Source organism: Aminobacter sp. MDW-2, from assembly GCF_014250155.1.
In the GTDB taxonomy this organism is placed as follows: domain Bacteria; phylum Pseudomonadota; class Alphaproteobacteria; order Rhizobiales; family Rhizobiaceae; genus Aminobacter; species Aminobacter ciceronei.
The window spans coordinates 162,201-188,472 of the sequence record NZ_CP060197.1; the positions used below are offsets into that span (position 1 = coordinate 162,201).

General features: G+C 63.5%; 17 protein-coding genes. 7 read left to right on the top strand and 10 right to left on the bottom strand.

What is annotated here, in order from left to right; all coding sequences use genetic code 11:
• Positions 1 to 1,200 carry a hypothetical protein gene (locus H5P29_RS00885; protein WP_154384640.1) on the top strand — a complete coding sequence of 400 codons (1,200 nt, stop codon included), beginning with the start codon at positions 1 to 3 and terminating at the stop codon, positions 1,198 to 1,200.
• On the opposite strand, the gene H5P29_RS00890 is transcribed toward H5P29_RS00885, so the two are convergent.
• A complete protein-coding gene (locus H5P29_RS00890; protein ID WP_154384639.1) occupies positions 1,201 to 2,046 on the bottom strand; it encodes a hypothetical protein in 846 nt (281 codons plus the stop codon).
• A 156-nt stretch (positions 2,047 to 2,202) separates the two neighbouring features.
• On the opposite strand from H5P29_RS00890, the gene H5P29_RS00895 reads away from it, so the two are divergent.
• From H5P29_RS00895 to H5P29_RS00920, 6 genes are all read left to right on the top strand, one after another.
• Complete coding sequence (locus tag H5P29_RS00895; RefSeq protein ID WP_154384638.1) at positions 2,203 to 19,350, top strand: PLxRFG domain-containing protein; 17,148 nt, start codon at positions 2,203 to 2,205, stop codon at positions 19,348 to 19,350.
• Positions 19,351 to 19,460: 110 nt separating this feature from the next.
• A complete protein-coding gene (locus H5P29_RS00900) occupies positions 19,461 to 20,315 on the top strand; it encodes an N-acetylmuramidase domain-containing protein (protein WP_154384637.1) in 855 nt (284 codons plus the stop codon).
• An 11-nt stretch (positions 20,316 to 20,326) separates the two neighbouring features.
• Positions 20,327 to 20,719 carry a hypothetical protein gene (locus tag H5P29_RS00905; RefSeq protein WP_154384636.1) on the top strand — a complete coding sequence of 131 codons (393 nt, stop codon included), beginning with the start codon at positions 20,327 to 20,329 and terminating at the stop codon, positions 20,717 to 20,719.
• A 23-nt stretch (positions 20,720 to 20,742) separates the two neighbouring features.
• The gene (locus H5P29_RS00910) at positions 20,743 to 21,075 is read left to right on the top strand and encodes a hypothetical protein (protein ID WP_154384635.1); all 333 of its coding nucleotides are present in this window, start codon (positions 20,743 to 20,745) and stop codon (positions 21,073 to 21,075) included.
• A 17-nt stretch (positions 21,076 to 21,092) separates the two neighbouring features.
• Positions 21,093 to 21,347, top strand: a complete 255-nt coding sequence (locus H5P29_RS00915) for a hypothetical protein (protein ID WP_154384634.1) — start codon at positions 21,093 to 21,095, stop codon at positions 21,345 to 21,347.
• Between the two features lie 2 nt (positions 21,348 to 21,349).
• Positions 21,350 to 21,634 (top strand): hypothetical protein, encoded by a 285-nt coding sequence (locus tag H5P29_RS00920; RefSeq protein ID WP_154384633.1) that lies wholly within the window; start codon positions 21,350 to 21,352, stop codon positions 21,632 to 21,634.
• Positions 21,635 to 21,951: 317 nt separating this feature from the next.
• Here H5P29_RS00920 and H5P29_RS00925 read toward each other — a convergent pair whose 3' ends face one another.
• From H5P29_RS00925 to H5P29_RS00965, 9 genes are all read right to left on the bottom strand, one after another.
• Positions 21,952 to 22,749 (bottom strand): glycosyltransferase family 25 protein, encoded by a 798-nt coding sequence (locus tag H5P29_RS00925; RefSeq protein WP_185910223.1) that lies wholly within the window; start codon positions 22,747 to 22,749, stop codon positions 21,952 to 21,954.
• Between the two features lie 100 nt (positions 22,750 to 22,849).
• A complete protein-coding gene (locus H5P29_RS00930; protein WP_154384631.1) occupies positions 22,850 to 23,059 on the bottom strand; it encodes a hypothetical protein in 210 nt (69 codons plus the stop codon).
• Positions 23,056 to 23,298 carry a hypothetical protein gene (locus tag H5P29_RS00935; protein ID WP_154384630.1) on the bottom strand — a complete coding sequence of 81 codons (243 nt, stop codon included), beginning with the start codon at positions 23,296 to 23,298 and terminating at the stop codon, positions 23,056 to 23,058. The genes H5P29_RS00930 and H5P29_RS00935 overlap by 4 nt, the downstream gene beginning before the upstream one ends.
• A complete protein-coding gene (locus H5P29_RS00940; protein WP_154384629.1) occupies positions 23,288 to 23,485 on the bottom strand; it encodes a hypothetical protein in 198 nt (65 codons plus the stop codon). The genes H5P29_RS00935 and H5P29_RS00940 overlap by 11 nt, the downstream gene beginning before the upstream one ends.
• Positions 23,482 to 24,033, bottom strand: coding sequence for a hypothetical protein (locus H5P29_RS00945; protein WP_154384628.1), 552 nt, complete (start codon positions 24,031 to 24,033; stop codon positions 23,482 to 23,484). Before H5P29_RS00945 ends, H5P29_RS00940 begins: the two co-directional genes overlap by 4 nt.
• Positions 24,030 to 24,476, bottom strand: a complete 447-nt coding sequence (locus H5P29_RS00950) for a hypothetical protein (RefSeq protein ID WP_154384627.1) — start codon at positions 24,474 to 24,476, stop codon at positions 24,030 to 24,032. Before H5P29_RS00950 ends, H5P29_RS00945 begins: the two co-directional genes overlap by 4 nt.
• Positions 24,473 to 24,976, bottom strand: a complete 504-nt coding sequence (locus H5P29_RS00955) for an ASCH domain-containing protein (RefSeq protein WP_154384626.1) — start codon at positions 24,974 to 24,976, stop codon at positions 24,473 to 24,475. Before H5P29_RS00955 ends, H5P29_RS00950 begins: the two co-directional genes overlap by 4 nt.
• Positions 24,973 to 26,019, bottom strand: coding sequence for a hypothetical protein (locus H5P29_RS00960; protein WP_154384625.1), 1,047 nt, complete (start codon positions 26,017 to 26,019; stop codon positions 24,973 to 24,975). Before H5P29_RS00960 ends, H5P29_RS00955 begins: the two co-directional genes overlap by 4 nt.
• Positions 26,012 to 26,269, bottom strand: a complete 258-nt coding sequence (locus tag H5P29_RS00965) for a helix-turn-helix domain-containing protein (RefSeq protein WP_154384624.1) — start codon at positions 26,267 to 26,269, stop codon at positions 26,012 to 26,014. Before H5P29_RS00965 ends, H5P29_RS00960 begins: the two co-directional genes overlap by 8 nt.
• Positions 26,270 to 26,272: the final 3 nt, after the last annotated feature.

The following is a 26,272-nucleotide window of genomic DNA, read 5'->3' on the forward strand; positions in this document are numbered from 1 at the left end:
ATGGACAGCTTCGAACGCGGCATGGCCGCGCGCGATCGCATCGACAACCGGAAGCGCGAAAACGAGAACCGCAAAGCGCTGGAAACCATTGAAACGGACACCAAGAAGGTGTTCGACGCCGAGGTAGCGGCAGGCAAGCAGGAAGAAAAGAACTACGACCAGTTCTGGAAGCAATATGCCTTGCCTCGCCGCAAGCAGGAGCTTCTGCGTCAAGGCGACGTCGCCGGAGCAAAGCAGCTGGAGGAGTGGGGGAACAGCGATGCCGCGTTGCGCGGCGGCCGCCTGTTTTCCTCCGCCATGCTGAAGGCGCAGACCGGCGACCCGGCTGGCGCGCTCGGCGACGTGATCAAGGCTGGGCAGGTGCAGGGCTACATCGACCACGGTTACGAGCTCGTCGGCCAGGATCAGCTCGTCGACAAGGATGGCAACCTGCTCGGCTTCCAGCTCACCGTGAAGGACGCCAAGGGCAAGGAACTCAAGCAGGACATCGCCATCAACGATATCCCGCGCATGATCTCCACGTTCGCCAACCCCGACGCTGCCTGGCAGAGCCAGATCGCAAAGAAGGCCGAGGACGCCAAGCAGGAGCAGGAACTCAAAACATACCGAGCGAAGAAGAAGATCGACAGCGAGGAAAAAGGTGCTGGCGATGGCGAGGACGCCTACCGCAAAGCGCATGAAGCCCGGATGAAAAACGATCTGGACTTCGCTGGCCTTAGCCAGGCCGAGCAGGACAAGGTTGTTCGTCAGGATCTCGACGCAGCAACCAGCTATGCGCGATCGCGCAATGGAGGCGGCTCGGCACAAGCGCCGGCGGCACCTAAGCGCGTGCTGGTGGATAAGAACACAGGCAAGGCAGTGTCTGTGCCTGCGCCCAACCCTGCTGCAGCGCCTGCGCCGTCGCCGGCGGCCAAGCAGCCGGTGGGTGTGGACGGTGTTCAGCGGGCTCCGCTTCCTGATGCCAACCCGTCTCACGGCCTTGCACCGTCACCCGCATCGGCGCCCGCACCGCGCCCCCGCGCACCCAGCAGACAGGAAGTCATCGCCGAGGCGGCAGACCATGTCGTCAAGGGTGGCAATCCCGAGCTCGTCGGGCAGCGCTTGATGCAGGCCGGCATTCCCCAGAACGAATGGCCCGATCAGCTGAAGCAGGCGATGGTCAAGCGTCAGCAGCAGCCGGGCTTTGGCCTCGGGCAATAGTTACAGCGGCTTGGAAAGTCGCTGGCGTAGCTCCTGCGCCAGGTCCTGGTTGACACGTGCGACACCAGGCTCGCCAACGGCCAGCGTCGCAATCGCGCTTTCAACCGTGTTGTGGGCCTGGTCAAGGATTGCCGCGTCATAGGGGTTCTTGGCTCCCGCCTGCAGGCGGCGCACCTCGGCATCGAGTGCGCGGTAGAGCTGCGAACCCTTCGCATACTGTGGATGCTGTTTGAGGAAGGCAGGCACTGTCACGTCAGCCCAAGCCTTCTTCGCCTCCTCGTCGACCTCGATGTGAAGCCCGTAGGCGACCAGCTCGTCGCGGCTGAACTCATACATCGACGTCGAGGGAGTGCGCAGAGCAGGCTGCATGACGTCGGTGCTGACGCCCATTGCAGTGACGTGGGCGTAAAGCTCGCCTGCAATGGTCTGGGCATTGGCTTGCGCCTTGTCGGCCGGTGCTTCGTCGGTACCTCCATAGAACTGGTGGACACCGAGGCGGCCGCCATCGTCTATCACTCGGTCAGCACCACCAATGAAGGCGAAAAAGCAGGACGATAGGCAACGCCCACTGGAAGGAAGGTATGTGGTGTAGCGATGTTCACGCACCGCGCGGCCTAGTTTCACGCTACCCCATAGGCTGCCACCGCCTGAATCGAGCACGAGCCACCCGCCCTCACCGTGTTCCTTGGCGATTGTCTCGAAGCGAGCGGCATCATCCGCCTCGACTGGTCCTGTCGCGTAGATCCACGAAACGCCATCCTGGCGCTGCACCTCGAATGTCATCGCGCCAGCCGGCGCGGTGGCGAGTGCTATGGCCGCGAGAGTGGTCTTTACCAGCAGCTTCATTTCATCCCCCATGCCGCCTTCAGAGCATAACGGTGCTCTGTGGACCCGGCAACATAGTCGCCAAGCCCCCTCGCCTGTCGAATCGCGAAGCACTATAGTCCCGTCAAACCATCGCGCAGGACGTGCGATCCCACCTTGTCTGAGGGATGCACGTTCATGCCGCCAATCGTCGTTGGTCTTGGTTCCGATTCCGAGTTCAAGCTGAATGATCCGATGGGGCTCTACTCTGGAGCCCCGGGCTTGATGCAGCCGGCTGCCAAGCCTGCCGACACGGCTTCCACGACCACGCCGCCGGCAGCCGATCGGCCGACGCCGACGACAGAAACCGGCGCTGATCGGTTGCCCGCCGGCATGCGGAACAACAACCCCGGCAACATCAAGTTTGCACAGGACGTGCAGTGGGAAGGCCTTGTTGGTCCGTCCGAAAACACGGATCAAGGCGACCCCCAGGCGGTGTTCGACAGCCCCGAAATGGGCATGCGCGCCGCCGTCAAGCTGGCGCGCAACAAGTACGATCGCGGACAGAAGACGGCCAACGATCTCATCGCAGGCGATGGGGGCTGGACGCCAGGCAATACTCAGGCGGCGGCCAATATCGCTGGGATGATGGGGGTCAGCCCCGACGAGGACCTGCAACTCGACAAGCCGGAACAAGCGCAGAAGTTTATGCGCGCGCTCGTCACCCAGGAACACGGTGGCGCGTCGTCAGCCTATGGCGACGACATGATCACCGGCGCAGTGGACAGGATTGCGAGCGAACGGTCGAGCGAACGTGTCGCTGGGAACCCCGACGCCAAAGGTCTCGCGCGCCTGGCACCGCCGGAACCCGTCATGCCCACCGGCGCCGGCGGCAATCTGCACTTCGTCCACAAGGGCCAGGACAAGCTGAACCCTGAATTTCAGTCGATCCTTTCAGATGTCTCCGGACTGATGGGGCGCGACTTCACCATCACCTCTGGCTATCGCGCGCCCACCCATCCTGTTGAAGCCGCTAAGGCCGGCGGTCCCGGCGAGCACTCGCGCCACAGCGCCTCCGACATTTCGATGAAAGGGATGAACGAGGAAGAGCGTATGCAGCTCGTGTCCTTGCTCAAGGACAAGGGCGTCAAGCGCTTCGGCATCTACAAGAACACCCCCGACATGCTGCACGTCGACATGAAGGATCAGACCGGCGATGGCTCGCCCTGGTTCATGTACGACCGGACCAATAAGCGCCTCGGCAAGGCGCCGGAATGGTTCCAGCGCATGGCCAGCGGCCACGAGCCCGAGCGGCCGGCAGCCAAGCGTGAAGACGGTCGCATCGTCGTCGCCGAGGATTTCAAGACCGTCGACCCAATGGGGCTTTATGCAGGGTCGGATAATCCGTTCTCCGCAGCCGCTGCTGCGCCGATCGAGCAGCAAGCAGCTCAAGTCGCACCGGCCGATACGGGCGACGCCGCCGAGGCGGCATGGAAGGAGCTCGAGGCGAAAGAGCCCGGGCGCTACCAGATCGTTGATGAAGGCAACCTTGAGCAGTGGCAGCAGCAGTGGCAGGCCGATCAGCCTGGCATGGTCGAGGATATGGCGCGCATCGGCGGCGGCGGCGTCATCAAGGGCGCTGGACACATCGTGCGCGGCGTCGGCGCGCTGGCCAACCTGGTCGGCGGCAATTGGGTTGAGCATGTCATCAATCCCATTTTCGGTACCGACTTCCAGCCCGGCAACCCACTGAACGTGCCGGCCGATTGGATTGCCAAGTACGGCGAAGGCGTGCAGCAAGGCATGTCAGCCGCGACCCGTGAAGCGTTTGAGCAGTCGCAACCGGGCGGCGACTTGTTTTCGCCCTCGACCTGGACGCTGGGCGAAAACCCGAGCTTGGTCGGATACACCGCGCTCGGCCTCGATGTGCTTGGCTCGATGGCGCCGGTGCTGGCGGCTGCTGTCGTGGCGGGCCCGGCCGGCGGCGCACTAGTCGGCGGCCTGCAGGGCGGTGGTGCGGCCGATCAATCCGCCCGCGATATCGTAGACGCCATGGCTGCCGAGCCCGGCAAGCTTGAGAAGGAATCGGCCTACTATCGCGAGCAGATCGCCGCAGGCCGCACGCCAGAGCAAGCCTTGGATGCAACCAAGGAAGCAGCGGCGAAGATGGCCTTCATCTACACCGCGCCCGTATCGGCATTCGGCGGCGCAGCGACTGGCAAGTTGGTTGATCCCGGTACCGCAGTTCTCGCCGGGAAGAACATCGCCGCCCGCATTAGCGGCCGCGCGGCGCTTTCGGGCCTTGAAGAGGGCGCGCAGGAGGCGGCCGAGACAATCGCTACCCGTTCCGGCGTGAATTCCGGCGCTGGTACCGACGTCTCTGTCACCGAAGGCACCTTTGGGGATTTCGTGCTCGGCGCGCTGGGTGGCGGCGTGCCAGGCGCGGCCGCCGGCGCAGCTTCCAAGCGTGCTGATGCTCCCGCACCCGTCGACGCCGGCGAACTGAATGCCGCCGAGCCCGTTCCTCAACCGAAGAAGGGGCCGTTGGCGAACGCGCTGGAGCATGGTGAGCGTCAGGCGGCCGCGCGCGTAAGGTTCACGATCAATGACCCCGCTGTCGGCGACATGGGCGCCGGCGAACTGCACGGCCAGTCGGCGCAAATGGCGCCAGACCAGAATGGCGTGCCAGCTGGCATGCGCCGTGTTGTTCTGGGGGACGGCTCCCAACGCGTAATCGGCGAGCAGCTTCTCGCGCAGCAACCGCAACAGGCGGCGCCATCCACCGCAGCTTCCCAGAAGGCAGCCGCGATACCCGAAGGCGCGTTCGAGATTGGCGCGACTGTCCGTGTCGACGCCGAGGGCATCGACCCCTTCATGGGCCGCATTGACGGATACGATGGAAACGAAGCCATCCTGTTCGACGCCGCCAGCGGTGAGGTCTATCAGGTCCCGATCGGCAACCTGACCCAGATTGCCGACGCGCCCGCGCGATCGGCGCCGGCGGCGCCGTCGGTGATCACCCGTGGCATGCGCGACCGTCTCGGTCAGCTTGGCTATGACAACCAGGCCATCCGCGAGATGGGGCCGGAAACCGCTGCCAACGTCATCCGGTCGGCCGACAATCCGGTCGAGATCGACCCCAACGACCCAGCCCTTGAGCCGGCCGACGCAACCGTCGAGAGGGTCAATTCGGAGCTCCCGCCGGCGGACCAACAGAAGCCGATCCTTGAGCGCTTCCTTGGTGCACCGAAGCCTGGCAACCGCATCATCGTCGATGCGCCCGGGATCGAGCGCTTTGCCGCCCGCATCGAGAGTTACGAGGAAGGTGCGACTGAGGCGCTAGTCGTCAACGACGACGGCCAGGCCCTGCAGGTATCGCTCGATCACCTCTTCGTCAGCAATCAGTCGAAAAAGCAGGTTGAAGCCGAGGACCTTCGGCGCAACCCGCCTGTGGAGCGTGACCCGGTATCGCTGGAAGGCACTGCCCGGCGCGTCGGCAAGCACACCGTCGACATGCCCGATGATCGCCACGCCCGCCTATACGACCTGGGCAAGGCGCGCATGGAATCGAAGCGGCTTCTTGGCACGTCGCAGTTGGATCTCGATCGAGCGCGCGAACCCGAACAGCGCGCCCTTGCTGACCAGTTCGGTGTCACGCCTGAGGCGCTCGGCCAGATGGCTGATGACTATCGCTATCGCGTCGAGCGCGCTGGTAAGGAGGCTCGCTCCGACCTTCCCGTGAAGATGCATGCGGTCAACCCGAAACGCCTCAAGCAGTGGCAGGGTGAACGCAGCAAGGGCGATGGTGGCCCGGCCAATGATCTGTTCGCCGCGGCGGCCGACGGCGTCGTCGCTATGGACGCACCACCGGCCGCATCAACGACAGATGAAGGCCCGGAGTGGTGGGACACCACTCTCGATGCTGATGCGCGCAAGGCTGCTCTGGCAGCTGCCGGCGTCAAGCGTTCTGAGAAGACGCGCTGGGCGGACTTCCCGGCCAACATCCGCAAGAAGATCAGCGATGCTCGGATTGCGGCCGCCGCATCCGTGGTCGACACCGCCGCGCAGAACGCGGCCACGTCTCCGACAAATGACCGGCCCGAGCCCACGGCAGCGCAGAAGGAAGCCGGCAACTATGCCAAGGGTCACGCGCGCGTCGGCGGCCTGAACGTCTCGATCGAGAACCCGGCAGGCTCGGAGCGCTCTGGCAGCGACGCCGACGGCAAACCCTGGTCGATCACCATGAAAAGCCACTACGGCTACTTCAAGGGGACTGTCGGCCGCGACAAAGATCACATCGACACCTTCATCAAGCCGGGCGTCGCTGCGGAGCTCGGCGACGATGCGCCCGTGTTCGTTGTCGATCAGCAGCAGAAAAGCGGCCGGTTCGACGAGCACAAAGTGATGCTCGGCTTCGAAACGGTCGATGAGGCGCGCAACGCCTACATGGAGAACTACACGCCTGGCTGGACCGGCCTGCGCGACATCACCCCCACCACCCTCGGCGCATTCAAGGGCTGGCTTGCCGACGGCGACACCCGTGCGCCGTTCGCGCGCCGCGATGGACGTGTTGCACCGACGGTAGAACCGTCATCGCCCGAGCCTACCCGCGAACAGACGCTGGCGTCTGCAGCGCGCGCGGTCATCGAGGTTGGCGGTCACGGCGACCGCTTCGCCAAGCTCGTAAGGGCCGATGCCACGAATGGGGAGCTGCTGGCGGCATTCGGGGCGACCGCCGGCGCGGCCGTTGCTGGGGCCAGTTTCGATCGGGTGATGGCCACGGCTCGCGGGAAGGCGCTGCATGTGACCATGCCCGGTACCAATGGCGCGGCCCTAAAGCCTGTCGTGAAGGGCAAGGCGCTCGCCGATGCCATCCGTATGGCCTTTTCCGCACCCGGTGCAACCGGTGAGGCCGCGCCGCCGGCGGTGCTCTACCATGGCACCGATCAGGACTTCGATCGCTTCGAGCGCTCGGATGATATCGGTTTTCATTTCGGCAGCGCCGAGACGGCACGGGCGCGCCTGGATCAGGTCGGGGCCGCGCCGCGCATCGTTGTCGGCGCCCGCGTCGACATTCGCAAGCCGTTGCGCCTGCCTGATCTTGGCACTTGGTCGCCTGCGAATGTGGTAGCGGCGCTCAAGGATGCTGGTGTGCTGGACGCGGCAGAAGCGACGGCGGCCGAGAACGAGGTCATTGACCGTGAATGGGCGGCCAAGAAGCTTGCGGCAAAGGGCTATGACGGCATCGTCTATGCCAACAGCACCGAGCAGGGCGGCGACAGCTACATCGCCTTGTCTCCGGACCAGGTGAACATCCTCGAGAGGAAGAGGGAGCGCGAGCAGGCGCCCTCACCGCTCCCGAACGCGACCGCGCCTGAGCACACGCAACTTGGCGTCGATGACCGCGAGCTCGGCCAGATCGTCAAGGAGTTCAAGGACGTCCAGGCAGACATGATGCAGGGCGACCACCCTGTGTCGAACATCTTCCAGCAGCCGGCGAAGGGCGATGTTGTGCGCCTCGCCAAGAAGGCCGGCGTGACCGAGCGGTCAACCAACGGCAAGCGGGTTTATCATCGCGAACTCGGCTGGATGACACCAGCCGAGGCAAAGGCCAAGATTGCCAATTGGAAGGCGCATGCCCAGGCTCAGGGGAAAGATCCTGCCATTCGGGGCGCAAACAGCCAGAAAGTTGTGCTGTCGCTGTTCGACCTTTCTGGCGAATGGTCCAAGCCCTGGGAAGAAGCAGGCTATCAGGTCTTCCGCTTCGACATTCAGGACGATCCGACCGTTGGCGACGTCAACAACTTCTCGACAGAGTTCTTCGGCGATTGGTTTGGCGATTTCGATGGCATGGACATCTATGCCGTGCTCGCCGCGTGCCCCTGCACAGACTTCGCGTCTTCAGGTGCCCTACATTTCGCGGCCAAGGACGCCGACGGCCGTACTGTCGCCAGCGTCAAGCTTGTGCATCAGACCCTGCGCGTCATCGAGTATTTCAAGCCGGCCGTTTGGGCACTCGAAAATCCCGTCGGCCGGATCGCGGAGCTCGGCGGGCTGCCCAACTGGCGCTTGGCGTTCGACCCCTTCCACCTGGGCGACACCTACACCAAGAAGACGCTGATTTGGGGACGCTTCAACGCGGATCTCCCGATTGCGCCGGTGGAGCCGACCGAAGGCTCCAAGATGCACAGCCAGTATGGCGGAAAGTCGCTGGCCACGAAGAATGCCCGCAGCGAAACGCCAGAAGGGTTCTCCTATGGCTTCTTCATGGCCAACAATGCGCATGACCATGCCGCTATGGCCGTTTCCAACAAGTTCGACCGTCTCGACAAGGAACTGATCGGCCGCGCCATCGATGCGGGTGTCACACCGGCTCAGATCACCACGGCTGTCGAAGATCCCTACTATATCGATCTCGATGATGACGCGGCCAACGATGCCATCCGTGGGCTGCTGCCGGCAAATTCAAAGCCCGGCAAGGTGATCGAGAAGGCCAAGGGACCTCGAGTCGCCGAAAAGATCGATCAGCTGTTCGCGGAGAACAAGCTGTTCACAGCCGACAAGGTGGAAGCAGCCCGCGCCCGCCTCAAGGCGAAGATGAACCAGGCGAACTCGGGTATCGACCCCGAGGTGCTCATCGACGGCATGACCATCGCAGGCGCCTACATCGAGGCTGGGGTCCGAAAGTTCGGCGATTTCGCCAAGCACATGGTCGACGACTTCGGAACAGGTGTCCGGCCGTACCTGCTGTCGTTCTGGGAGGGCGCACGCCATTACCCTGGGCTCGACACCACCGGCATGACCTCGTCCGAGGATTCGGCGCGCGAACACGCCGAAGGGATGGCCGCCGGCAAAGATGCTGATAAGATGAACGAAGGCGCTGTAAAGCGCCCTGTAGCTGCGGAGGCGTCGTCCGATGGACGAGAACAAGTTGAGCAAGGCGTTCCTGAAGCAGGTCGAGCTGGACTATCGCGCGATGGTTCGGGACGAGAGCCGGCTGCACAACAAGGCGCTACATCAGCAGATACTGGCAACGTGGCAGCGCGAAAGCCCCGAGATGTGGGCGCGCCTGCAGAAGCTGAACCTGACGGACAGGCTAGCTTTCGTTTCGCAGCAGAGGATGTGGGATCGGCAGGACGAGCTGATGCGCTCGGGGATGCCGGTGACGGACGCCCGCGAGATGGCGGAACGCGAGCACCTGATGCTCGAACCCGAGGCGACCGACAGCGCAAGCAGCGTGTGGCAGGAGCTCGACCAGGTGCTGGCGGAGAGCCGGCGGATGGTGGCCGAGCACCGGCAAGCCCGCCTGAACTAACCAAGGCACCTGACACCGTCAGCCCGGCTAACGCCGGCCCGGGCGACTTCGTCATCGATGACCCGCTGCGCGTCGTCGGCGGCGGCCAGGTAGCGCGCTTCAACAAAAACAAGGCTGCGATCGAGCTCCGCAACGAGCTCGTTGACGCTGGCCGCAAGCCGACGCGCGAGGAACAGGAAGTGCTCGCCGGCTACACCGGCTGGGGTAGCTTCGGTCAGGAACTGTTTCAGGGCTCATGGGACCGTTCGCGCCCGAAGGAAGGCTGGGAAGCGCGCGACCAATGGCTCCGTGACAATCTGGGCAAGGATGAGTGGGAGGGCATGCAGCGCTCCATCATCAATGCCCACTATACCGATCCACCGACCGTGCTCGCCATGTGGGACATGGTGCGCCGGATGGGCTTCACCGGCGGCCGCGTGCTTGAACCGTCGATAGGCATTGGCAATTTCTTCGGAATGATGCCGGCCGACATGGCGGCGCGCAGCCACCGCGCCGGCATCGAGCTCGACCCTGTGACGGGGTCTATGGCCCAGATGCTGTATCCCTCGGCCAGCATCCAGATCAAAGGTTTCGAGCAGTCGCAGACGCCGGATGGCTTCTATGACCTGGTCATCGGCAATTGGCCGTTTGCCGACTTTTCGCCGGCCGATCGGCGCTACAACCGCCTGTCACCGCTCCTGCATGATTACTTCTTCCTGAAGGCGATCGACCAGGTGCGGCCCGGCGGTCTGGTGGTCGGCATCACTACCAAGGGCACCATGGACAAGCAGGCGCCCGCCATCCGCATGGAGATGGCCAAGAAGGCCGAGCTCGTCGCCGCCTTCCGGCTTCCTACGGGTGCTTTCGAGGAATATGCGGGCACGAAGGTCGTGACCGACATCCTCATCCTGCGCAAGCGCGCCGAGCCGCTTGGCGTCGTCGCCAAGGAAGGGTGGATCACCGCGAAGCCGCACGCGACCCGATCGGGCACCGACGTCGTGGTGAACGAGTATTTCCATGCCAATCCTCACCACGTCATCGGGGAGATCGACTACGGCTCAGGCACGACATCGTTCCGGCCAGGCCTCGTGGTACATCGCCCGGCCGACATGATGGCCGAGCTCCGCCGCGTCGTGGAAATGGTTCCTGAGCGCGCCTACTCGGGCGGCGAGCAGGCCAAGCAGCTGGCTTACGTCGCCAACCACACCTCCGATCGCACCAACTCGCTGACCAAGACCAAGGATGGTCTGTTCGTCGTGCAGGGCGAGTTCCTTGCCCCTGCCAACGACGTCATGAAGTACCGCCTGGCAAGCGCTGATGCGACGGCCAAGCGCGAGGCACAGCTGTCGGCCCTGGTCGACATGCGCAAGCTCTATGGTTCGTTGATCGACGCAGAGCGCGCTGGTGACGCCAACAGCGATCGTAAGGCGCTGCGCAAGGCCTACGAGGCGTTCAAGCAGGATCACGGCAGCCTGTCGGAAAGCTTCGGCCTCACCTACCTGCGCAAGATCGATGACCCGTTCTATCCTGCCCTCGCGGCGTTGGAATCGCGGGTAGAGACCAAGGGCAAGGTCACCTTCCGGCCTGCAGCAATCCTGACGGAAAGCACGATGCGCGGCGTCAAGCGCATGGAGAACCCCTCCGTCGCCGACGCCTTCGTGCTCGCCCGCAACGAGGCAGTTAGTCCCACGGCCGATCGGATCGCCGAACTGGCGAAGGTTACCGTCGCCGAGGCAAAGTCGTCACTGATCGACGCCGGCGCCGCGTTCGAGACGCCGGCGGGAGCATTCGTTCCGGCTGACAGCTACCTTTCCGGCAACGTGCGGGAAAAGCTGCGGCAAGCCCGTGCCGCGTTGGCCGATGGCAACCAGGCCATGCAGCGCAACGTCACGGCGCTGGAAGCGGCCGTGCCGGCGGACATCCCCTACTACAAGATCGAGACCCAATTCGGCGCGACGTGGGTAACCCCTGCGGCCTATGCCGACTATGTGGCGCACATGCTGGGGCTCGATAGCTCAGCGGCGATCAAGGTCGCGTTTCAGGCAGGCGCTTGGTCGATCGAGTTCCCGTCCGAGTTCAACCACCGGCCGGAAGCCAATGCCGGTTTCGGCACGACGGAGGTTAAGTTCAAGCGACTGGTCCGCGCGGCGATCGCCAACCAGACCATCAACGTCAAGCGCAAGGATTCCGACGGCAACGAGTATGTCGATCGAGCGGCCACCGCCGAAGCGAATGGTCGCATCGCCGAGATCCGGCTCAAGTTTGCCGAATGGCTCTGGAGCGACCCGGAGCGGCGCACCGACCTGGAGCGCGAGTACAACGAGACGCGCAACTCCTATGCCACGCCGAAGTTCGACGGTTCGTTCCTTGGCTTCCAGGGCATGGCACTGTCGCTCGGCCGCGGGCCTTTCAATCTGCGCGAACACCAGGTCAACGCAATCTGGCGTGCGCTGGTCACCCGCAAGAGCCTCAATGCACATGAGGTCGGTACCGGCAAGACCTTCACGATGGGCGGCATCGCCGTCGAGAGCCGGCGTTATGGCATCGCCAAGAAGCCGATGCTGTTCGCGCACAACGCCAACTCCAAGTCGGTCGCCGACGAGATCCAGCAGATGTATCCGTCTGCCAAGGTCCTCTACGTCGACAACCTGTCCAAGGAGAACATCAAGGTCCGCATGATGCAGATCGCCAACGACGATTGGGACGCCGTTGTTCTGCCTCACTCGCTGATCGACCGCATCGGTTTCCGCGAGGAAACGCTGATGGACATGGCCCAGCAGGACCTCGCCGACCTGGAAGCCGCAGCGCGTGAGGCGGCCGAAGAGGATGGCGTCGAGATCAAGGACGCGATGCTGGATGACCCCGAGGAGGCTAAAAAGCTCCGTTCGGTCACCGCCAAGCAGTTGGTGAAGCAGCGCTTCCGCATCGTCGAGACGATCAAGAAGCTGGCCCAGCAGTCCAGCCGCGCCGACTCGATCTCGTTCGAGGATCTCGGTGTCGACATGGTGCTTGTCGACGAGGCCCATGAGTTCAAGAAACCGCCGATGGCGACGAAGATGTCGATGAAGGGCCTGCAGACGCAGGTCTCCAACCGCTCCGTCGCCATGGCGTTCATCACCCGCTACACCCGCGCCATGAATGGTGGCGGCAACGTCCATCTGTTCACGGGCACCCCCATCACGAACACCATGACCGAGGTGTTCCACATGATGCGGTACATGATGCTCGAGGAGATGGAGAGCGTGTCGCTGGCCGATTGGGACGGCTGGTTCGGCTCCTTCGCCCGCGAGGTCGAAGACGTCGAGTTGAGCTCGACCAACGAGTACGAGACCGTCGTCCGCCTGCAGGCATTCATCAACGTTCCCGAGCTGCGCCGGATGATCGGCCAGTACATGGACGTGGTGTTCGCCGATGACATGCCGGAGATGCAGCCGCGCCGCATCAACGGCAAAACCCTCTCCGACCCGTCGCTTACCGAGGCCGAGCGCGCAGAGCTGCTGCACGGCCGCACCGAGAACGCAGCCGACCGCCCGTACAAGCGCGTCGTCAACATGTCCGCCGACATGTCGGCCGAACAGACGGCCGTTTTCGAGCGCGTGCAGTTGCTCGCCAAGAAATGGCGCAACATGGGGAAGAAGGAGCGCAAGGACGCGATGGCGGCCGGCGCGCCAGAGGTCCCGATCATCCATGACCAGATCGCGGAGAAGGCGTCCTTCGACGTCCGTCTTGTCAACGCGATCGAGAATGCCGGTCTTGAAGGCACGCGCGAGATGGAGCCTCATCCATCGAGCAAGCCGGCACGTGTGGTTGCCAGGCTGATCGATATCTACCGCTCCCACCCGCAGGCCAACCAGGTCGTGTTCATGGAACAGGGCATGGCAAAGAGCGTCACGCGCTCGGAAGGGCCGGCCGGGGAGAAACGCCCCGTCAGCTACAAGGCATTCTCGACCCTGGCCGACATGGTCGAGCGCCTGGTTCAGGCGGGCATCCCGCGCGACCAGATTGCTACCGTCACCGGCGCCACATCCAAGGACAAGCGAAAGGAAATCGCCGATGCGATGAACCGTGGCGACATCCGCATCGTGTTCGGCTCCACCGATTCGCTGGGCGTCGGCGTCAACATGCAGCGGAACCTCCGCGCCATGCACCACATGGACGCCCCGTGGATGCCCGGAGAGCTCGAACAGCGCAATGGACGCGGCCATCGCCAGGGCAACCAGTGGAACACCGTTGACGAGTACCGTTACCTGACCGATCGGCTCGACGGCCGCCGTTGGCAGGTACTGGCCATCAAGCAGCGCTTCATCACCGACTTCATGAAGTCGAAGGGCGACGTCCGTGTCATCGAAGGCGACGCCGCCAGCGACGAGCAGAGCGACATCATCAGCACCTTCGCGGACGCCGCCGGTGATCCTCGCGTGCTGCTGCGCGAGAAGTACAAAAAGAAGCTGGAGCAGCTGCAGAGCCGCGAGCGGATCCACACGCAGGGCAAGGCCGACGCAAGCCGGCAGGCGCGTCGCACATCGGAGGGCATCGCCGACAACGAGAAGCGTCTTGCCAAGCTCCGAGACGGTGGAGTGGTGGCAAAGGCCACCGCTCTGCTTGACCAGCAGCGGGGCGAGACGTTCCGCGCGACGATTTTCGGCAAGGAGTTCGACACCTTTGCCGACGCCAGCGCTTACCTCAAGGAGGAGCTGCCGCAGCAGATGCGCATGGGGCAGAACCGCGCCATCGGCCGCTATGGCGGCTACGTGCTGAACGGTGGCTGGGATTTCAAAGACCCGTTCGTCTCCCTGTCGATCGAAGGCGAGACATTCGAGAGCCGTGGCCCGAGCTTGGCGAGCCTCGCCGGCAACATCCGTAAGGTTCTCACCGCCGAGCAGGACCTGGTGTCGGACATCGAGCGGGATCGCGGCACTGTCGAGCGCATGCGTGTGGCGGCCGGTGAACCCTTCCATCTGGCAGACCAGCTGACGTCCGTCGAAAGGCAACTCGCTGACCTTGAGGCAGATATCGAGGCCAACCCGGTTGCACCGCCCTACTGGCTCCGCAGCGGTGCTCCGGTGGAAACCCCGATCCAGTGGAAGGGCAAGCCCTTCATCGTGACCGGGCATCGGTGGACCGACGACGGCTGGTATGTGCTCGCCGATGACGACGCCGGCACTGTTGCCATCCCCTATACCGAAGCCCGCGATGCCCAGGGCATGGAAGTCTATGAACAGCGGCTGTTCACGGCGCCGAAGCTGGCCACAAAGTCGGACGGCGCCGACGGCGCGCGTGAATATTCCATCGCATCTGGTGCGCGCCGGCAAAGCGGCCTGCCATCGAAGAACTTCAAGGTCCTGTCGATCTTCCCGGCCGATGATGCGATCAAGGCACATCGCGACTACAAGGCGGCCAAGGGCGGTGATCGAAGCGCTGCGGTTCGGCTGGTCTCCGACCTCATCGACGGGGATGCCTTTGACCGGTTCGCGGCGGCGTTCGGCAGCGACGTCATTTTTGTCGCTCCGCATGCCGTCGAGGCATCGGGCAAGAACGCCATCCCTCATGCGTTTGCACACTTCCTTGCGGCCGCGACGGGCGCAGAAGCCGACCAGCGCATCCTTCAAGTCAATCGCGCGTTCCATACTGGAGCACGGCCGATGGACCGCCTGCTTGGCCGACCCCGCTTCGGCGGGCCGGTCCTGCGGGGCAGAAAGTATGTCCTTGTCGACGACGTGACCGTCATGGGCGGCACGCTGGCCGAGCTTTCCGACCACATCATCGCGAACGGCGGCGAAGTGGTGGGGGCTGCAACTCTTGTAAACGCCAGCCGCTCCGGTATAAGGACCGCACCGAAGCAGCATGTCCGACTGATGGAGGAGCGCTATGGTAACACCATCCGAGAAGAACTCCACGTCGAGCCAGCAGCCCTCACCGGCGACGAAGCCCTTGTTGTCCTCGGCAGCCGAGATGCTGACGCCCTCCGAGATCGAATTGCTGCGGCAAGACAAGATCGAGAGCGGCGACTTCTACAAAAAGGCCTTCGAGCACCTTCGCCCGAAGGTGAAGAAAGCCAGTTAGCACCGGCAGGCTGGAGCGACGTCGAAGGCGGCGCCTCCAATGGCGGTCTCACGGACACTGATCTTTCCGAAATCACCGGCATTATCCGTAAGGTTTCCGGACTTACCTCCGTCCAGTGGCGCAAGCGCATCGACTTGCCGAATGGGGCGCCTGGCTGGGGGACTAATACCCCCACCACCGCAGCTGGCTACTATTCGCCGGCTGAAGACGCCATCACGCTGGCGCTAGACAGCGCAACCCCTCGCTCGGCCTACCACGAAGCCTTCCACCGACTGCAGCGCTTCTTCCTCACCGAGCAAGAGCGCAGTGTGCTCAATGCTGAGATCGGCCGACTGCGTCGCATCGTCTCGATGTCATCTGGGCGTGAAGGTCAAGCAGCCGACATGTCGACTAAGGAAGTCGAGGCCGAGGCATTCGCAATCTATGCTGGGAGCGATGGTAAGCCCGCCGGCGGCACGCCGCACAGGGTATTGCGTGCAGCCTGGGACCGCATCGCAGCGGCAATCAGGCGAGTTCGCAACTTCATTGCCGGTCGTGGGTACCAGACGGCAGAGGACGTGTTCAACAGGGCACGCCGCGGCGAGACCGCTTCCAGGCAACCTGGGCGGCCCCGCACGCTTTCGAAATTCGGCAAAGAGTTTCAGGTCGCTTGGCATGGCACTCGCCACCTGTTCCGTCGGTTCTCGATGGACGCGATCAATTCCGGCGAAGGCAACCAAACGTTCGGTTGGGGGCTATACTTTGCTGGCGATAAGGCGGTCGCTGAAACCTACCAGAAGGCCCATGCCACGTACGGCGGGTTCCTCTACAACGTCGACATCCCCGACGATGGCGAACTGTTAACATGGGATGCCCTGCTGCGGCGGCAGCCCAAGGCACAGCGAGCGAAGCTCGACGCCCTCGGCATCGACTACGACCAGGTGGCGACGGACATGTTCGATGGCAAAGCCAGCGATCTGACCTTCCGTGACGTCTATCAGTGGATGTCTGGTGAGCAGGAGGGCGGGTTCGGCTCCGACAAGGCGGCCTCCGAGGCTCTTCGCGGTGCAGGCATTCCGGGCCACCGCTATCTCGATGGCGATTCCCGTGATGCCGGCGCCGGCACGTACAACTACGTCATCTATGACGAAAGCCGCGTCTCGGTCCTCGACATGTCCGAAGCGATGCCGCCGGAATATCTCGAAAACAGCGATGGCTTTGATGATGAGTTCGAATACTCGATAGCTGCCGATCGTAACGATCGCACCATCAGCCCGAAGCGCATCGTCGACGAGTTGCGGGGCAAGCTGACCGACTTCAAGCCATCGTTGCTGTCGGCGATTCCGCTGAACTATTTCACGGACCTCGCCCGCCCGAACATGGACGCGGTACCGGAATACCTCCGCGTCAAACGGCTGATGGACGCCTATCGCGGCAAGAAGCATGCGGCAATGGACACTGTCGCACAGGATTGGCTCAAGTTCGTGCGCCTCGGAAAGGACAAGGCAAAAGCCTTGGCCGATCTGATGCATGACGCCACCCTTGCCGGCGTCGATCCGTCGAAAACCGAAGGCGAGCACACCAGGCAGCCGGAGTATCCGGGGCTGCGGAGGCGGTTCCAGGAGCTCGCACCGGCGGGTCGCGCACTCTTTGGCAAAGTTCGCGACGCCTACAAGCAGCAGGCGGCCGAGCTCGACGAGATCCTGCTCGACAACGTGCGCAAGGCGCAGGAAATCGCGCAGCGCCGCGCAGAAGAGCGGTACCGCAAGGAGGTCGACCGGATCAGCTCGGCGCCGAAGCTTTCGAAGGAAGCTCGCAAGGACGCCCTGGACGAGGCGGAACGCGCCTACAAGGCCGAGCGCATGCGGGCGCAGTGGTCGGCGAAGGCCCGCATGACCAAGATGCGCATCGCATTCGAATCGAGCCGCGTCGAAGAGCCGTACTTCCCTCTGGCGCGCTTCGGCCGGTACTTCGTCACTGTCCGGGACATCGACGGCACAGTGCTGTCTTTCACCAGGCGAGAGGGTGCGGCCGATCGCGACCGCTTGGCTGTCGAAATGCGAAAGGCCTTCCCGACTGCCAAAGTCGAGACGGGCGTCATGGAAAGCTCCGGCGAATTGCGGAATGCCATGGACCCGCGCATGGTCGCCGAGATCGAGGAGCTTCTTGGCGGCGCCAATGTTGATGCGACCGTCATGGACCAGATTTGGCAGCGCTATCTCGAAAGCATGCCTGACCTGTCGGCGCGCAAGCGCTTCATCCATCGCAAGGGCACGGCCGGCTTCGATGCCGACGCGCTGCGCGCCTTCTCGTCCCACATGTTCCACGCCGCCCACCAGATGGGCCGGCTGAAATATGGGCTCGAGCTGCAGGAGCTCTCGAACAAGGCCGCCGATCAAGCAAAGAACTCCGACGACACCACCGCCGGCATGACACTGGCGAACGAACTGCGCCGGCGCCACGAGTGGGTTATGAACCCGACGGGTGGCAAGGTGGCGCAGACGATGACCTCGGCTGCGTTCGTCTGGTACCTCGCGACGTCGCCGGCGTCGGCGCTGCTCAACATGACCCAGACGCCTATGATGGGCATTCCGATCCTCGGCGCCCGCTTCGGCGGCGTTGCCAAAGCGGCAACAGCCATGCTCAAGGCGTCGCGCGATTCGGTTGTCGGACGAGGTTCTGTCGCGCGTGCGAACCTCTCCAATGACGAACAGGCTGCGCTGGAGGCGTTCTACGAGAGCGGACTTATCGATCGCACACAGTCGCACGACATCGCCGGCGTTGGCGAAACGGGCGTCGAATACTCGCCGCTGCGGGCCCGGGTGATGGCAGTGATGTCGTGGGCGTTCCACCGCGCCGAGGTTTGGAACCGCGAGGTGACGGCTCTGGCGGCCTACCGCATGGCGCGGGAGGCGGGCCAGAACGTCACCGATGCCATTGATACTGCCCATGACCTCACATGGAAGACGCACTTCGACTATGCGAACTCGTCGCGGCCACGGTTGATGCAGAACGACTTCGCCAAGGTCGCCTTGGTGTTCAGGTCGCACAACATCAACATGCTCTATCGTGTCGGTCGGGACATCCAGCAGTCGTTCAAGGGCGAGAGCCCGCAAGCCAGGAAGGAAGCGCGCTACCAGCTCGCCGGCGTCGTCGGCATGCAGGTGCTCATGTCTGGCGTGAAGGGCGTCATCGCCTTCAATCTCGCCATGGCTGTGCTGGGCGCGATCTTCGGTGACGATGATGACCCGATGGACTTCGAAATGAAGTTCCGCGCGGCAGCGCTCGACATCCTCGGGCCGGAGCTCGGCGGCGTCGTGCTCAACGGCGTGCCCGGGCACTATCTCGGCGTCGACCTCAGTAGCCGCATCGGCATGCCAGACCTGTGGTTCCGTTCCCCTACCCGCGACCTACAGGGCAAGGAAGAGTTCGACTATTGGGTCATGAACTCGCTGGGTGCGTCGGTCAGCATGCTCGGTGATGCCTGGCGCGGCATCTCGCTCATCAACGATGGGCAGACGGCGCGCGGCGTGGAGGTCCTGACGCCAAAGTTCGCACGGGATCTGATGAAGGCCTACCGCTACATGGACGAAGGGCTGGTGAACTTGCGCGGCGACCAGATCATGGCACCCGAGCACATCGATGCATGGGACGTCATCGCGCAGGCCTCCGGCTTTACGCCTGCCAGCGTTGCCGAGACCTACGACCGCAACAGCGCACTCATCAACGCGGAAGCGCGGCTGAACAAGCGGAGGCAAAAGCTCATCAACGCCTTTGCCCTTGCTGCGAAGCTGGGTGACGCTGACGGCCGCCGCGATGCGATGGACGCAATCAAGCGGTTCAACCGAGATCCGCTCACCAAGAGCATGGCGATCGGCGCCGACACCTTGCAACGGTCGCTGGCAGTGCGCGAGCGCAATGCCCGCAAGCGGGAAGACGGTGTTCTGATCGAAAACGAGCGTCTTGGCCGCGACCTACGGGCCAAGCTGCCCGAGCCGATTTACCGTTGATCAAGCTTCGGCGCTGGCAATCATCTGCCGGCGCCGGGCTTTCACCCCCAAAGCGATTCTGGTAACACTCCGAGCGAAGCGCAGGACGTGCTGGCACAGGAGCCCGCACCATGTCCGCCTTCAGCCAGCCTGTCATTGATGCCATCACGAATGCTGCGACTTCTGCAGGGTTCGAGCCGGCTGCCGTGCTCGCGCTCGCCGCCGTCGAAAGCAATGGCGTCCCTTTTGCGACCGTGAACGGCCGGAATGAGCCGCTGATCCGCTTCGAAGGTCACTATTTCGACAGGCGCTTGAGCGGCGCAGCGCGGGAAAAGGCTCGGGCCGCAGGCCTCGCCTCGCCCACCGCCGGCGCGATCGCAAACCCGAGTAGCCAGGCGGCGCGGTGGACGATGCTGCATCGTGCGATCGAGATTGATGCCAAGGCAGCTCTCGAAAGCTGCTCATGGGGTTGCGGTCAGGTCATGGGCGCCCATTGGGAATGGCTCGGCTTCGCCTCCGTGACCGAGATGGTCAACACCTGTCGGGCGTCGATCGACGGCCAAGTGTCGGTCATGCTGCGCTATGTCGACAAGGCTGGGCTCAAGGGTGCGATGCGCGCCCATGATTGGGACACGGTTGGTCGCGGCTACAACGGACCCGGCTACAAGAAGAACTCCTACGATACCAAGCTCGCGAACCGGTACGCCGTCTTCAAGCGCGGCGCACCGGCCGCGCCGGTTGCTGATGCGCGCGTGGCGCGCCTGCAGGAGCTCCTGAAGGCGAGCGGCTTTCCTGTCGACGTCGATGGCGTGCGCGGCCCGAAGACCGACGCCGCCCTCATGCAATTCCAGAAGTCCCGCGGCCTGGTGGTTGACGGCGTCGCCGGCTCCGCGACCTGGGCGGCGCTGGAAAAGACAACTCCCGCCGCAGTGCCCGCGCCGGCGAAGCCCGGGCTGTTCGCCCGCATCCTGTCCTTCTTCTCCTGAAAGGTAGACCCATGGCACAGAAGCAGTCATTTCTCGGCGGATTGATCGCCGGCAAGGTCATCGAGATCGTCGTCGGCAAAGCGCTCGATCGCGTGGCTTCGAACCCCCGTATCTCGCTTGAGCCGAAGGATGTGGGCGCGGTCCGCGAGATCGTGACCAAGAGCGTCAACGACGAGCTGGCGCAGCGCGAGATCCACGCCACCAACGCCGAACCCGTCTACCAGTCGCGCGTGGCTCAAGGCGCGCTCGTCGCCATGATGAGCGCGGCAACCCAAGTGGTCGACCTCTGGACCAACGGGGTGCCGAACACGCCCATGGAATACTCGGCGCCGATCACCGTGCTCGTCGGCGGCGTGTGGGCGCTCTACGGCCGGTTTGCCGCCAAGAAGCCCTTCGGGGCCTAACCCTCAGATCGGCCGTCGAGCCAATGGTAAAGCCAGTGCAAGAACTTTTCGACTACCTGGGCATCAAGGCCCCACTGGTCATTGCCGGCCTGCTAGGCGGCGTTCTGCGCGCGCTGTCGCGTCGACGCTACGAGCCACGCGAAATCATCGCCTCACCCATCTGTGGCGCGCTGGCTGCCGGCTATTTGGCAATGCCGACTGCACATTATCTCCGTGCGATCGGGTGGCCTCTGCCAGAGGCCTCGGACGTCACCAACGGTGCAATCGCCTTCTTGATTGGCACCTGCGCGATGTGGGTAGCCGACATCGTACTCGAAACACTCGTTCGCAAGTTCAAAGGGCCAGGCCAAGCCTGATCGACAACGGAGGAAACATGCTCGTACGCAACGAAATCATGGCCATTTGCGCCGCCGCTCTGGCGCTGTTCGTGCTCATCGGGATTGTCACATTCGGTGGGGGTATCGAACGCACACTGGCCCTTTGGGCAGGGTTCGCCGGCGCGCTGTCGCAGTTTGCGGGCCAGGATCGATCACCTATCTCACGCGCAGCCTCTGTTGCGCTGGCCTACATCGGCTTCGCTTTGGCTCTCTGCGCCCTGGTGCTGATGAGTTCGGCCGGCGGCCACTGAAAGTGGCCACTCTCGGCGAACTCAAGAAGGCCGGGAAGACGTTGCAGGTCCGCTGCGAGAACGCTGCATGCGACCATGTGGCCACACTCTCGATCGATACCCTGGTCGACGTGCTTGGCGAGAAGCACAGCGCCGAGCAGCGCGACATCCACCACAAGCTGCCCTGCTCAAGATGCCGCGAGGCCGGCCGCTCGCACCGCGTTGTCAGCGTCACCCACGTCCTCGACCATGATGCCTTGCGGCAGGGGCGCACCAGCAACGCCTACGGCCGCGCCCGAGGCTTTTGAGCCGCTTGGGAAATCTGCGGGCGTAAGCGCCTTGCCGACCACAGTGAACCGATTTTCGTAGGGGTTGCCGCAGCCAAGGCAGTGGAGCTTGCGGTCAACGCGTCGGAGGAACGATTCCTTGCCCCAGCGCGCTTCGACACGCGCGCGATCGATCGGACCGCACCTGCGGCATACAATGCAGCTCCCGCCCATGATGAATTCGGGCGCGATATCCGAAAAGCGGATCGCGTAATATGGGATGCCTGGCGCGGCCTGATATAGGAACATGCTCCTATTATGCCGCCAACTTTATGTTGGCATCAAGCTAGAAGTCGGCCTTAGGCCGCGTTGACCGCTTCGGCGCCCTCGTCCGCCTGTTCCGTCCTTGCAACGACGTGAAGCCGGCTCGACGAGACGGCGTAGGCGACGCACTGGAGGTAATTGACCGTTCTGTGGATGAGGGTGCGCCAACGCCGATAGAAGGGGAATTTCATCCGCTTGTAGGCACCAATGCCCGCAATGGTGCTTTCCGCGTAGAGGATGCGGACAACCGCATTGTCGAGCGTGAAGAAGTCGACCTTGTGGATCCACGCGCGCTCAAGTTCGACATCGTATGGCAACGACATCTTTTCCATCGCCACCAGGAGCTTGCGAGCCGCATCCCGCCGAACAACGTACGCTGCGGCACTGCCCATGGAGCCGTGAAGGCATCGGCCAAGCGAGTAGGTATCGGTCAGCTTCAAATGGCGCACAAAGCCGACGGTGCGATGATTGATCAGCTTCACCACATCCCAGCCGCCGACACGCGACAAGCGATCGAGCATTGGCGCGAAATCGGGCGTGAATCGCACGTCATCCTCTAGCACCACGCCCATCTCCGCCGTGCCCTCGGCTATCTGTTTCAGTGCCTGCAGGTGGCTGATGTAGCAACCGAGCTCCGGCAACAGGACGCCCTTCCCGCACATCTCATGGAACTTGGGCTCGTCGAGGGTTCGAAGCTGCTGTTCGTCGAGGGCACGCCCATCAGCGGCAGCAATGCGTGTAATCTGTAGCCCATACTCGTGGGCGCTGGCCGTAACTGCTGCTAGGCGGTCTTTCGACCGATCGAGGTTAATGAGAAAGATCGGAATATGCATGTGCTTCATCGAACTGCTAAAATATTGCCGTCTAATAGCTTATCCCTACCCCATTGCAAGTACGGCAAGTTGTCCTGCACCCTATACTCTGGGCGCGCAATCAGGGCGACCGCAGCCAGTTCAACAGGCTGCGCCAAATAGGCACCGACAGCCCGGCGTCGGTCGAAACGAGCTCGCCTTTGAATTCAGCTTTTGCGGCAGCTACCAGGCGATGGCGGGCTTCCTGCTCTGACGTCGCTAGGATGTCGAGCGCCCAGGTCTTGCCGCCGAACGAGTACTCGAAAAGGTAGGTCTTGAAACCGTCGCTCATAGGTTGGTCAGAGCATAGTAAATGGCCTCAACCCGGCAGATGCTGACCGGTGGGACGTCGATGACGATCTGGCAGGGCTCGCAAACCGGCCAGTCTTCCATGGCGTGGAATGCGCCGGCGTCGTCTTCGGCCGGCTCGTATTCAATGCTGGCGCCGCAGTATGGGCACCCGATCGTGAGCCGGCTCGGCCTTGGCAGATCGGTAGGCGGCACGATCGCCATGTCCTCGTCACGGTTCATATGGCGCGTCCTCGGCCTGGCTGGCCAAGTGAACGGCGCCGGCGTCCGTCACACGCCAGTAGAACTCGCCGCTTTCCATCTGGACGACGGTCATCAGGCCCTCGCCCAAGTTCATTGTTAAGGCCGTCGCAATGGCAATGCCGCCTCGCCGGCGCGCGTCCTCGATAGCTCTCTGCTCGACCGTCATTGCGCAGGCTCCTTCGGTGCGTGCCGCTTCTTCCATCGCTCGAACTCCATGGTCTGGTTCAGCCTCTGCAGGCGCTCTTGGGTTGCTGCACGGTTCTTCCAAAATGCGGCCTCCTGTTTCAGGATCTCGACGTCGCGGCGACTGTCGCCACAGTTGCGCATGAGCGAGACGACGAAAGCCCAATCCGGCTCCGCCTTAGAGCGCTTGGGCGCCCGGCGGATGATCGTGAAGAACGTCCCATCCCACTCCATCAGGCCGGCCCACGGCGGCAAATCGGCCTTGCTGAGGATACCCGGCGGCGTGACGTACCAGAACCGATCCGACCATCTGAGTGCGCCGCCCTGCTTCGTGATGTTGTCGCGCTTGAAGTCGGCCCGGCTGATCTTCACCTCATAGGCCGTGGCTCGGAACTGCTGGGACGCTGTCGGCTCAAGCGTCCAGAAGTCGATCCGGCTATCACCGCCGAAGAACGCCAGCTCCTTGGCCCATATTTTCGCGGATGACGACGCTATGAGAGCTTCGATGATGTTGTTGGCGGTGATCGTCATGCTTCCCTCTGGCGGATGGCGCGACACCAGCCGCCGCACAGTCGTTTTCCTTCTGGATCCTGATGGCAGACGAACGGAGATCGATTCCGCACGGCCGCCTGGTAGTCGCGCTGGGTGTGGAGGCTCACCGACGCGTCCGTTCCCTTGCGAGCGGCGCAGCCGTCGCACACCGGAGGCAGCTCGGCCTCCTTCTGGCGACACATGGCCCGCCGCTGCTGGCGCGGCATCGGCGTGGCCGGCCGCGCCTCATACGACAGGCACGTCACACCGGCGCCGGCATTGTGGACCCAGCCACCTCCTGGCCACTGGCCGCCGCTCTTGAGCTCGATCATGCTCTCGACGATCTCGCACCGCGGCTGAGCGGCGCAGTGGCCACACAGCATGTCAAACGCCTCGCGCCAGTCAGCTGAGGTCGGATGGTAGGGCGTGCCGGCGGCCTTCATCGCCAATCCCATAGGCCCTGCGCCCCCTTCGCTTGCCGAGGCGGCTCCTCGTGCTTGATGTCGAGCATGGGCCAGCCCCAATTGAAGGTGCCTTCCCTGTCGCTGTCGTTGCCGGCGGCCTCGCCGAACTCGGCCGCGCACTCATCGCCGCGCTTGGGCTCGCCGACGACGACGGTCCCCAGCACATGGGATATCGGAAGGGTGAGTTGCTCGGACGTTCCCCAGAGCGTGTCAGGCGACTTGGAGAGCGCCAGCAGCACGCGATCGAGCATAGGCAGGGCTATGTCCGCCTTCAGGCAGGGATTGGCCATGTTGGGGTTTCCCTTCAAGGCCATGACGAGCGCCCGCACCTCGCTCGCCCTGACCGGCCGCGCGCCGGCGTGGATAGCCAGGCGCTGGCCGATCAGCGATAGCGGCGGCTTCCAGGACCTGAACTCGTAGGGTTTGGCGCCGATCATGATGAGCGAGGCCCACGGCTGCCAGATGGTGAGCGCCTTCATGCCCTGGCTCCCGGCTCGTAGGGACACCCCATCAGCCCGCTGCCGCACGACGCGCAGCCGCTTCTCGGATAAGGCTTGCCCTCGTCCCGTAGGCGGTTTCGACAGTTCGCTGGAACTCTCGCCTGGAGTCGATCGGACGGGACGCCAAAGCTGCCCGACACCTGCGCCTTCGTCGTCTGGCTCAGGTAGACGAAGTCAGCATGGAAGGACTGCATTTCGCTGAGTGACGTAAATTCGATCACAACCTTCGGCTTGCCGGGACCGGATCGAGCGGTCATGAACGCTGGCCGGTCGAACAGCTTTTGGGCCATATCAGCAATCGTGTCCGCATCGGTGGTTGGGCCTGCAAGCTCGTGCTGCATGGCGTCGAGCTCGGCCTTGGAATAGTGTTCCCACCGCACGCCGAGACCGCCACATTCGGAGCAGCCCGCGCCGATGTAGCTGCCAAACGAGTTGCTGTAGGGGTAGAGACCGGTCTCCGCACCCTCGTTGGTCTCGTGGCAGCCGGTGCATGGACGCCAGCCTGCCGCAGCATCGTTGGCACTCGCCTCCCCGAGGATTTCGCGTATGCGCTGGGCGGCAATGGGCTCCGCCTCTGAAGGGGCGGAAGTAAGAAAGTCGCGAAGGGCGGCAATGTGGCCGAACTTTAGCTGCATCGGCCCGTTAACACTTCCGCCGACAGGTTCGTCGCTAGGCTCGTTCTTGCAGTTGTCACCGACGAAGTCGCTTTCCAGCGCGTCAAGAAGCGGTCGCAATAGCTCTTTGCTGCCACCCGACACTTCGTATGGTTCGTAGGCGTAGGTCGTGATGGGCCCATCACTTGGCTCTCCGGTTTCCAGATCGACGACAGGCGAGCCCTCCAGACATTCGGCGTGGCACTCGCCGAGCTCGATGTCGGTCGCGCAGGTGTCGCCAGCCTTGAAGGGCACCAAGCAAACCGGGCAGAGATCGGCATCGCTCTGCGTCGCCGACGGCGTGGCGCAGAGATCGGGGCCGCCGCTGCCGCATTCACACGACGGCCATTCGCTACACAATTCAGGCACGGGTGCGCACCTCGCCTTTGACGCCCTCGAACAACTTCGTGATGTTGCAACCGAGGATCTCGGCAGACTGGTAGAGCTTGCCGGCGCTGATGCGGTTGGTGCCCTTCTCGTATTTCTGCACCTGCTGAAAGGTGACGCCGAGCGCGTCACCCAGAGCTTGCTGCGACATCCCGATCACGTTCCTGATCCGGCGGATGTTGGCGCCGACGATCTTGTCGATATCGGCCGCCGAAAGGGTGGAGTGCTTCATCGT